An 8908-nucleotide genomic window follows, 5' to 3' on the forward strand; every position below is an offset into this window, starting at 1 on the left:
CGTGGACAGACATGCGCCCTCTAACTCTCGACTGTTTGGCCGGGTGACAGGTGGTCGGGCCTGTGACCGGGCGGGGTCGGCTGAGCGGACACGGGCGCCGTCACCGGGGCCGACGGAGTCGGGGGCGACGACGAGACGTGTGCGGGGCAGGCGTGATGCGTGGGGGGCCCACCGCTTTCATGTAAGTCAGTGCGCGCACATCGGGGCAAGCGCGTTGCAGGAAGATGTCAGCACGAAACCGCCATCGGCACGCGGGAACCGGATGCTCGGAGCGAGGGCGTCACCGAGAGAGATGACGGGCTGTCATGTTCCGTCAGGCGAAGGCGAGAAGCCGACGAACGGACGGTGTGCGCGAAGGACCGCGAAGGACTCCCCTCCGCGTCGACCGCGCCACCCCCACCTCGACCGCGCCATTGACCCCGCGACGTGACATTAGTGTGTGGCGCACAGTATCGTGTGATGCGTGGGCACCGATGAACTGATCCTCAGCCAGGCCCAGGAACTGCGCCGCGGCACGGTCGTCCTGGCCTGTCTGGCGCTCCTGGAGGAGCCGCAGTACGGCTACGCGCTCCTGGAAACCCTCGGCGACGCCGGCGTGTCCGTCGACGGCAACACCCTCTATCCGCTGCTGCGCCGCCTGGAGAAACAAGGGCTGCTCATCAGCGAGTGGAACACCGAGGAGTCCAGACCCCGCAAGTTCTACCGGGTCAGCCCGGAGGGTGCCCGGGTCCGCACCGGACTGCTGCGCGAGTGGCAGGACCTCTGTACCTCGATATCACGACTGACCAAGGGGGACCGTTGAGCAAGTCGCAGGTGGCCGGCACCGGCACACTGACCGACCGTTACGTGGGGGAGGTCGTCCGGCGCCTACCGGCCGACCAACGCACCGACGTGGCCGACGAGTTGCGCGCCACGATCGCCGACACCGTCGAGGCCCGCGACCCGGCCGCCCCGGAGGCCGTCGAACGCGAGGTGCTCACCGGGATGGGCGACCCGATCCGGCTCGCCGCCCGGTACGCGGACCGGCCGCTCGCCCTGATCGGGCCCGACCTCTATCCGACGTACACCCGGTTCCTCACGGTGCTGCTGTCCACCGTGCTGCCCGCGGTCACCGTCCTGAGCGCGGTTCTCGACGTACTGGACGGCCGGGGCATCGGCGAGGTGATCGGCGGGGCCGTCGGGACGGTGCTCGTCGTCGGTGCCCAGATGCTCGCCTGGCTCACCGTGGTGTTCGCCCTGGTCGAGCGGTCCGGCAAGCTGCCCGGCGCGCTCGGCAGGACCTGGACCCCCGACGACCTCCCCGACCGCGCCGCGCCGAAGAAGCGCGACCCGGCGGTCCACGCCCGGGTGGCGTGGCACGCGCTGCTGATCGCCCTGATCGTCTGGCAGCACACCGCGATGCCGTACCGGACCGACGGTGGCACCCCCCTCGACGTGCTCGACCCGGATCTGTGGTCGGGGTGGATCTGGCCGATCCTGGCCGGGCTCGCCGGCCTCGTGGCGCTCGACGTGATCCGGTCCGTGCGGCCGTGGACGCTCTCGCTGGCGTACTGGAGCGTCGGCGCCGAGGCGGCCTTCGCACTGCCACTGGTGTGGGTCCTGCACCAGCAGAAGCTGTTCAACCCGGTCTTCCTGGCCGATCTCAACGGTGCCTGGCAGACCCCGCAGTCCTTCTACACCGTGACGGCGGTGGTGGTACTGGCGGTGAGCGCGGGCGATGTGGTGAAGCGGTTCCGCGAAGCACGGGCCTGACTCTTCGTCAACTTCCGTAGTTCCAGGGGAATTACATCGCGCCCGGGGAAGGTCCCGCCCGGCCCCGGCGGGTCACCACTGCCGGGGCACCGGGCTCGCACCGGTGAGTTCGGTCCACCGCTCCAGCTCCTCGGCGTGGTCACCGGCCGCGGTCGCCCCGGCGACCGCGGCCGTCTCCTCGGGCGTGGTGGGCCCACCGGCGCGGGAGAGCAGCGTCAGCGGCCAGGCCGGGACGCCCGGTCCCGCTCCGTCGAAGGCGTGCCACTCCCAGGCCGCGTCGAACCGCCAGGCGCGCCCGTTCCGGTCGGTGACCTCGTCGCCCGGTTCGAGGAAGGCGTAGGGGCGGAAGAGCAGTTCGAAGCGGATCGGCTCATCGCCCGCCGGGTCGAACGCGTAGCCCTGGTCCTCGAATTCGGGGTCGTGGGTCTCGCCCTGCCGCAGGACCTCCAGATAGGTCGCGGGCCGCGGCAGCATCCCGGTCACTCGGGGCGGATCGAAGTGACACACCGACAGTACGTGCACCACGGTCGGGGGGATTCCCACCCGACAGGTGTCGTCCGGCTTCAGCTCGGTCTCGGCCGGTCGCGTCCGGAAGAGCTCCCATTCGTGGGCCTCGGGCAGCGGAAGCGCCCGCCGACCGTTCCACCCGAAGTTCTCCGCCTGCGGGTCCACCTCCGACCAGGGCCACCGCACGGAGACGTGGAAGCGGGAGACGCCGGCGACCGTGGTCCCGGTGAACGGGCATTCCAGCCTCAGTACGTCCCCCGGCCGGAACCGGACGTCACGACCACCCGTGCCCGGCTCGTCCGTCCCGGCCCCGTCCGTCCGACTGCTCATCGTGTCGCATCCTCCTCGTGGTTCGGGGCGATCATCACACACGGCGGTCAACCCGGTGACGTGGTCGGTGGAGAGGGGGTTCAACCAGGGTGAACTCGTCTCCGGACGCACCCGGACCCTGTACCTCTCGGGGCAGACCGCGATGAGCGGCGACGGCCGGCCCCGGCACGACGGCGACATGGCGGCGCAGTTGGCGCTGAGCATCGACACAACAGGGAACCACCGTGGCGTGACGCGGCCCGCCGCCCGGCCGGTCAGCCGGCATCTCGCCCGTCGGCCCGCCGGCCCGCCTCCGCGGTGCTGGCGTCCGGCGGGAAGTCCGGTGCTCCGGTGGCGGCCCGGTCACAACCATCCGGAGCGTTGTGCCTGCAAAGCCATCTGGAAGCGGTTCGCGGCGCCCAGCCGGGCCATCAGGACCTGCAGGCGGCGGAACAGCGTGCGGCGGCTGATTCCCAGCTCGCGGGCGATGACGTCGTCGCTCGCACCGCCCGCGAGGAGCCACAGCAGCCGGCGGTCGGCGGGCGGCAGGCCGCCCGGCCGGGTGGTGCGGCCGTGGAACGGCAGGGCGTTCCGCCAGGACTGCTCGAACAGGGCGATGAGCGCGGAGAGCAGGCCGCACGGCTGCACCACCAGCATGGTGTTGTGCACGTCGGCCTCCTTGATCGACAACGACACGAGCGCGTACGCCTCGTCGATGATCACGAGCTTGACCGGCACCGACGGCAGCACCCTGGCCTGTTCGCCGGCCTTGATGCACGGCTCGATGGCGTCCTTCAGCCGGCCCGGGTACTCCAGCGACTCCCGCGAGTACACGACGCGCTGCGTCACCCCACGGGCGAGCGTCGCCAGCGCGTCGTCCGTGGCCTCGGACAGGAGGAAGTACGGCGGTGACTCGAACTGCCGGATCTGCTCCCGGGCGCTCGCCCAGGCGTGCCGCATCCTGGGCCCGATGGCCTCGCCGGTGACGACCTCGACGAGATCGTCGTTGTACGCGGCGAGCCGCTGCCGCCGGAACGACTCGAACGCGCCCCCGACGGTGATGCGGGACTCCTCGATCTCGGCCGCCCGGTGCCGGGCGAGGATCTCCAGGCCCGCGGCGGGCGGAACCGGGGCCACCATGTCCGCGCCCGCCTCGGCGGCACTGGCCAGCCCGGCGGCGACCAGCGTGCCGTACGCCTCGGCCAGTTCCGCACCGTCCAGGCCGGACGCGGCCTCGATCCCGCTCAACGGGGCGGGCGCCAGTTCGAGCAGCGCCAGGTAGACCCGGACCGCCGCGGGATCGAGGCCCAGCAGCCGGAGGGCCTCGCCGATTTTCGCGTTCGCCATGGGCCTCATTGTCGACGACTCCGGCCGGTGTCGTGTCCGATCCGTGCCAGTGGCACTTCCGGGCACCGGGGGCGGGTGGTACGGGATACCGTCCCGGGGCCGCCGCCGAACGGTGGCTGCGAGGGGGCCGGGCCGTACCGGGGACAAGCCGGTCGGGAGGGCTCGCTCCGCCCCTCGCCGCTGAGCTGAGGAAACCCACCCGGAAGAAGGTGCACGCCGTGGCGAAAGGCCGTAAGAACGGTCTCTACTCAGGGATCTCCGATGAACTGTCCGCCCTGATGCGGACGGGGTGGGCGGACACCGAGCGGCACGACCTGCGGCCCGACGAGCAGGCCCCGTACGCGGCCGCCCGCCGTGCCGCGCTCTCCGCGCGCTTCCCCGGCGAACGTCTCGTCGTCCCCTCGGGGAACCTCAAGGTCCGCTCCAACGACGACACCTACCCGTTCCGGCCGTACTCGGGCTACGTGCACATGACCGGGGACCAGGCCCGGGACGGCGCCCTCGTCCTCGAACCCCGCGCGGACGGCGGCCACGACGCCTACTGCTACCAGCTGCCGCGGGACGGCCGGGACGACGACGAGTTCTGGACCGGTGTCACGGCGGAGCTGTGGATGGGCCGGCGCCGTTCCCTCGCCGAGGCGGAGGTCGTGCTCGGGCTGCCCTGCCGGGACGTCCGCGGGGCGGCCGAGGACCTGGCCGCCGCCTCCGGCGCGCCGACCCGGATCGTCCGCGGCGTCGACCCGGCCCTGGAGGCCGCCGTCACCACCGACGAGGAGCGCGACGACGAGCTGGAGGAGGCGCTCAGTGGCCTCCGCCTCGTCAAGGACGACTGGGAGATCGGCGAGCTCCGCAAGGCCGTGGACTCCACGGTGCGCGGATTCGTCGATGCGATCGGTGACCTCTCCGGGGCGATCGCATCGTCCGAGCGGTGGATCGAGGGCACGTTCTTCCGCCGGGCGCGGCTGGAGGGCAACGCCGTCGGCTACGGCTCGATCTGCGCCGCGGGCGAGCACGCCACGATCATGCACTGGACGAGGAACGACGGCCCGGTGCGCCCGGGGGACCTGCTCCTGTTCGACGCGGGCGTGGAGACGCACACCCTCTACACCGCCGACGTCACCCGCACGCTCCCCATCAGCGGCACCTTCTCCCCCGTGCAGCGCAAGGTCTACGACGCGGTGTACGAGGCCCAGGAGGCCGGCATCGCGGCGGTCAAGCCGGGTGCCGCGTTCCGGGACTTCCACGAGGCGTCGCAGCGTCATCTGGCGGCCCGGCTGGTCGAGTGGGGCTTCATCGAGGGCCCGGCCGACCGGGCGTACGAGCTCGGTCTCCAGCGCCGCTTCACCATGGCGGGCACCGGCCACATGCTCGGCCTGGACGTCCACGACTGCGCGCAGGCCAGGAACGAGGAGTACGTCGACGGCGTGCTGGAGCCGGGCATGGTGCTCACCGTGGAACCCGGCCTGTACTTCCAGCCGGACGACCTGACCGTGCCCGAGGAGTGGCGCGGCATCGGCGTCCGGATCGAGGACGACCTGGTCGTCACCGAGGACGGCCACGAAAACCTGTCGGCGGGCCTGCCGAGGTCGGCGGACGAGGTCGAGGCCTGGATGGACCAGCACGCGGGCTGAGCGTCCGGCCGTCCGGCCGAGGGGGTCCGGCCGCGCCGGTGGCCTCCGCCCGGGTGCGGGCGGAGGCCACCGTGGCAACGCGCCGGGGCGTTCTCGCACGTGATGGCGGAGACGGAAGCGGGGCCGGAAGCGGGGTCGGTCGTGGTACGGAGGCGCTCATCGGCTCCGGGTGTTCCGCAGGACGTCACCGGAACTGTCGTGGTGCTCGCGCACCGCGATCCGGGCCAGCTTCGTCAGCATCATGCCGTTGCGGATCGAGACGAGGTAGTCCACGGGAAGGCCGTGCATCCGGATGCCCGGCCCCCGCAGGGCGTGCCATTCGAGGACGAAGAGGGTGTTCTCGCCCCAGGGGATCAGCTTCATGGCGATGCGGGCCGCCCCGAAGGGGTCCGCCTTCGCCTCCAGTTCCAGGCGGTGCCGCGGCTCGCAGATGCGTACGACGCAGGTGTCGTCGAGGGTCAGCGGCCCGACGCCGACCCTGACCTGCAGCCGGGCGCCCACTCCGGGCCAGTGCGGGTCCACGTCGATGATCTGTTGTGTTCCCGAGACCCATTCCCCGTAGCGACGGCCGTCGGACAGCAGGTCCCAGACCTCGGACGGCGAACTCAGGATCAACCGGCGATTCCGGGCCACACCGACCACGCTCCTCGTTTCGTCGGAACCAGCACCCCCATGACCGTTGTCGGCCGTGCGTCGGCTCCCCTGCCGCCGAGCAGCTTCTCGACCCTAACCGCACCCCGCGCGTCCGGCACGCGAGCCGCGGCCGGGCCGGACACCGCGGCCGGGCCGGACACCGCGGCCGGGCCGGACACCGCGCGGCGGCACGGCCGGATCCGCGTGCGCCGTCACCGGGGCTCCTCCTCGGAGGTGGAGCGGTGGGCGTCGGTGGTCAGGACGATCTTTCCGCTGGTGCGGCCGGACGCGGAGAGTTCGTGCGCCCTGCCGACCCGCGCGAGCGGCAGCACCTCGGCGATGTGCGGACGCAGCGCACCGCTTTCGGCGAGTTCGGCGAGGGCCCGCATGCCCGCGCGGTCGGCCTCCACCGCCATGAACACGGCCCGGACGCCGTTGCGGCCGGCTTCGTCGGCCCCCTCGCGCTCGCCGAACTGGCCCGGCACGCGGGGATGAGCGTACGGACCTTCTCGCGCCGCTTCCGGGACGAGGTCGGAATGACACCCGGCCAGTGGCTGACCCGGCAACGCGTCGAACACGCACGCCGCCTGCTGGAGGTCACCGACCTCCCGGTGGACCGCATCGCCGAGGAGGCCGGCCTCGGCACCGGCGCCTCCCTGCGCCGGCACATGGCGCTCACGATCGGGGTGGCGCCCCTGACCTACCGGCAGACCTTCCGCGCGAGGACGACCACACCCCTCGGGCTCGAGGCCCCGGACGCGTGTCACGACCGCATCGGCCGGGCTCCGCTCGCCGAAACGGTCACTTTCGTCGGCGGTCGGGGAACCCCTGCTGCCGGTCCACTTCCCGGGAGTTGACCCGTCCGGAACGCCGGGCCTGCGAGCCGCGCGTCCCAGGTGCTCGCAAGGCCGATCCCGCCCTGCCTGCGGGTGCTGTCGGCCGTGTGAACGGCCCGGCCGGGCCGTTCACACGGGGGAAAAGGTGAAGGGGTCACTCGGCCCACGGAAGCGGGATCTTCTCCTCGCCGCCCGGCAGCATCGCCTTGCCGCCCACGGCCATGGCGACCAGAGCCCCCGCCGGGCCGCCCGCGGCCTTCAGTTGCCGTACCGCGCCGGCGGGCACGATGACGGCCTGACCGGCCCCGGCGCGCCCGGCCTCGCCTTCCACCTCGATCTCGAACTCGCCCGACAGGGGCATCCACACCTGTTCGCGGTCGATGACGTGCACCGGCGTGGCGGAGTCCGCACCCAGTTCCACCCGCCAGGTACTGACCTCGGTACTGCCCTGGCTGGGGGCAGCCAGGCCGAACATGGAGCCGGCCGGAGTCCTGGTCGTCCGCCGATCGCTCTCACTGACCACGTACATGTGCGCACCCCTCATATAAAGCTCCTTTACTTGCAGTGAGTAAAGTGTCTTTATTCAGGTGTGTCAAGATGAACCGGTGAAGCCCCATGACCCCCTCGAGCGTGCCGAGCTCACCTTCCTGCTCGGGATGGCCTTCCAGCTCGTCCTCTCCGAGTTCGTGAGCCGCCTCGACGCCGCCGGCCATGCCGATCTGCGCCCCATGCACGGGCTCGTCTTCCAGGCGCTGCGTGGTTCCGGCGCGACGAGCAGCGAACTGGCCGAGCAGCTCGGGGTCACCAAGCAGGCCGCCGGCCAGATCGTCGACGACCTGGAGAAGCGGGGCTACGTCGAGCGCCGGCCCCACCCCGCCGGCGGTCGGCGCAAGCTCGTCGTCCTGACCGGGAAGGCATTGGAGCACCTGACTGCGGCCGGGCGGATCCTGCATGAACTGGAGGGGCAGCTGGCCGAGCAGCTCCACGAAGCCGGCCGGGAGGTTCCGCGAGCCGAACTCGCCGCGCTCATCCGCACCTTGGCCGGGGACTCGATCCCGCCGTGGCGCCCCGTCTGGTGATACGGGGCGGGGCGGTGCGGTGCCGCGGTGGAGGGCGCGGTCGCCACGGCCGTGGCGGGTCGACCGCGGGGTGAGGACGCGCAGGACCTTCGCGATCGTCCGGTCGCCCCGGGTCCGAGAACCCCGCCGAACCGGTGTTGAGATAATCCGGCCATGGGATCTTGGGGAACCTTGGGGCCGGCGCTGTTGTCGCTGGCGGGTGTCGCACTCGGCGCGGGCGGGTCTCTGTTCGGCCAGTTCCTCGTTTCGCGGATGAGTGCCCGGCAGCTGGAGTTCCAGGAATCGACCGCGCACCGGGCCGAGTTGAAGGATGCGATCCTGAAGTTTCTGAGCATCGCGTCGCAGGTGGAGAAGGCGGTGCTCAGGCGTCCGTCCGGTGACGGCGCCGCGGTCGACCCGGAGCTCGACCCGCTCGTCGATGACCTGTGGCTCGCCCAGGCGGAGATCGACCTGGCCGCCGGAAGCGAGCCGCTGCGGGGTGCCACCTACCGTTACGCGGCGGGCCTCGCCGAGGCGGCCCGGGGCGGGACGAACGACACGTCCGCGCTGCGCGGGCCGCAGGCGCGGTTCATGGACGCGGCGTACGACGACATGTGGCCCGGCCGACGACGCGCGGCCGGGGATTCCCCCGCGCCCCGGTGAGCCTTCCGCAGTGGGCCCGGTCGGCGGCCCCGCTGTGCGGCTCGGTCGGTTTCCTGTCGGCCGAGGCGACTGGTTCGGCCGATAGTCGTGTTGTGTTGTGTCGTGACGGGACGCCGCTCCGGTTGCCGGTGCGGGTCGCGGCGAAGAGCGGCGGCCGTGCTGTCCTCAACAC

The 8908-nt window shown here is 72.0% G+C and carries 11 protein-coding genes and 1 pseudogene; 7 read left to right on the forward strand and 5 right to left on the reverse strand.

Annotated features, from left to right (window positions below; translation table 11 throughout):
- Positions 1-463 precede the first annotated feature (463 nt).
- Entirely contained in the window at positions 464-802 is a 339-nt protein-coding gene (locus tag OCT49_RS36315) for a PadR family transcriptional regulator (RefSeq protein WP_283856424.1), read from the forward strand.
- Entirely contained in the window at positions 799-1752 is a 954-nt protein-coding gene (locus tag OCT49_RS36320; RefSeq protein ID WP_283856425.1) for an HAAS signaling domain-containing protein, read from the forward strand. The genes OCT49_RS36315 and OCT49_RS36320 overlap by 4 nt, the downstream gene beginning before the upstream one ends.
- 72 nt (positions 1753-1824) lie before the next feature.
- Here OCT49_RS36320 and OCT49_RS36325 read toward each other — a convergent pair whose 3' ends face one another.
- Positions 1825-2589, reverse strand: a complete 765-nt coding sequence (locus OCT49_RS36325; protein ID WP_283856426.1) for a hypothetical protein — start codon at positions 2587-2589, stop codon at positions 1825-1827.
- Between the two features lies 1 nt (position 2590).
- Between OCT49_RS36325 and OCT49_RS36330 the strand changes: the two are divergent.
- Positions 2591-2797: pseudogene (locus OCT49_RS36330) on the forward strand (RidA family protein); the annotation flags it as partial.
- Between the two features lie 134 nt (positions 2798-2931).
- Here OCT49_RS36330 and OCT49_RS36335 read toward each other — a convergent pair.
- Positions 2932-3915 (reverse strand): helix-turn-helix domain-containing protein, encoded by a 984-nt coding sequence (locus OCT49_RS36335; protein WP_283856427.1) that lies wholly within the window; start codon positions 3913-3915, stop codon positions 2932-2934.
- A gap of 218 nt (positions 3916-4133) precedes the next feature.
- Here OCT49_RS36335 and OCT49_RS36340 point away from each other — a divergent pair, with 218 nt between their 5' ends.
- Entirely contained in the window at positions 4134-5546 is a 1413-nt protein-coding gene (locus OCT49_RS36340) for an aminopeptidase P family protein (protein WP_283856428.1), read from the forward strand.
- Positions 5547-5702: 156 nt separating this feature from the next.
- On the opposite strand, the gene OCT49_RS36345 is transcribed toward OCT49_RS36340, so the two are convergent.
- Together OCT49_RS36345 and OCT49_RS36350 are read right to left on the reverse strand one after the other, a co-directional pair.
- Entirely contained in the window at positions 5703-6179 is a 477-nt protein-coding gene (locus tag OCT49_RS36345) for an SRPBCC family protein (protein WP_283856429.1), read from the reverse strand.
- A gap of 212 nt (positions 6180-6391) precedes the next feature.
- Complete coding sequence (locus OCT49_RS36350; protein WP_349632842.1) at positions 6392-6664, reverse strand: zinc-binding dehydrogenase; 273 nt, start codon at positions 6662-6664, stop codon at positions 6392-6394.
- A 6-nt stretch (positions 6665-6670) separates the two neighbouring features.
- Here OCT49_RS36350 and OCT49_RS36355 point away from each other — a divergent pair, with 6 nt between their 5' ends.
- On the forward strand, positions 6671-7036 hold the full coding sequence (locus tag OCT49_RS36355) for a helix-turn-helix domain-containing protein (protein WP_502963509.1): 366 nt from the start codon (positions 6671-6673) through the stop codon (positions 7034-7036).
- Positions 7037-7169: 133 nt separating this feature from the next.
- Here OCT49_RS36355 and OCT49_RS36360 read toward each other — a convergent pair whose 3' ends face one another.
- Positions 7170-7559 (reverse strand): cupin domain-containing protein, encoded by a 390-nt coding sequence (locus OCT49_RS36360; RefSeq protein WP_283856431.1) that lies wholly within the window; start codon positions 7557-7559, stop codon positions 7170-7172.
- A 61-nt stretch (positions 7560-7620) separates the two neighbouring features.
- On the opposite strand from OCT49_RS36360, the gene OCT49_RS36365 reads away from it, so the two are divergent.
- Positions 7621-8094 (forward strand): MarR family winged helix-turn-helix transcriptional regulator, encoded by a 474-nt coding sequence (locus OCT49_RS36365; RefSeq protein ID WP_283856432.1) that lies wholly within the window; start codon positions 7621-7623, stop codon positions 8092-8094.
- 153 nt (positions 8095-8247) lie between these two features.
- Positions 8248-8736: a hypothetical protein gene (locus tag OCT49_RS36370; protein ID WP_283856433.1), complete on the forward strand. Its 489-nt coding sequence runs from the start codon at positions 8248-8250 to the stop codon at positions 8734-8736.
- The last annotated feature ends 172 nt before the right edge of the window (positions 8737-8908 follow it).

Source organism: Streptomyces sp. ML-6 (assembly GCF_030116705.1).
GTDB lineage: Bacteria > Actinomycetota > Actinomycetes > Streptomycetales > Streptomycetaceae > Streptomyces.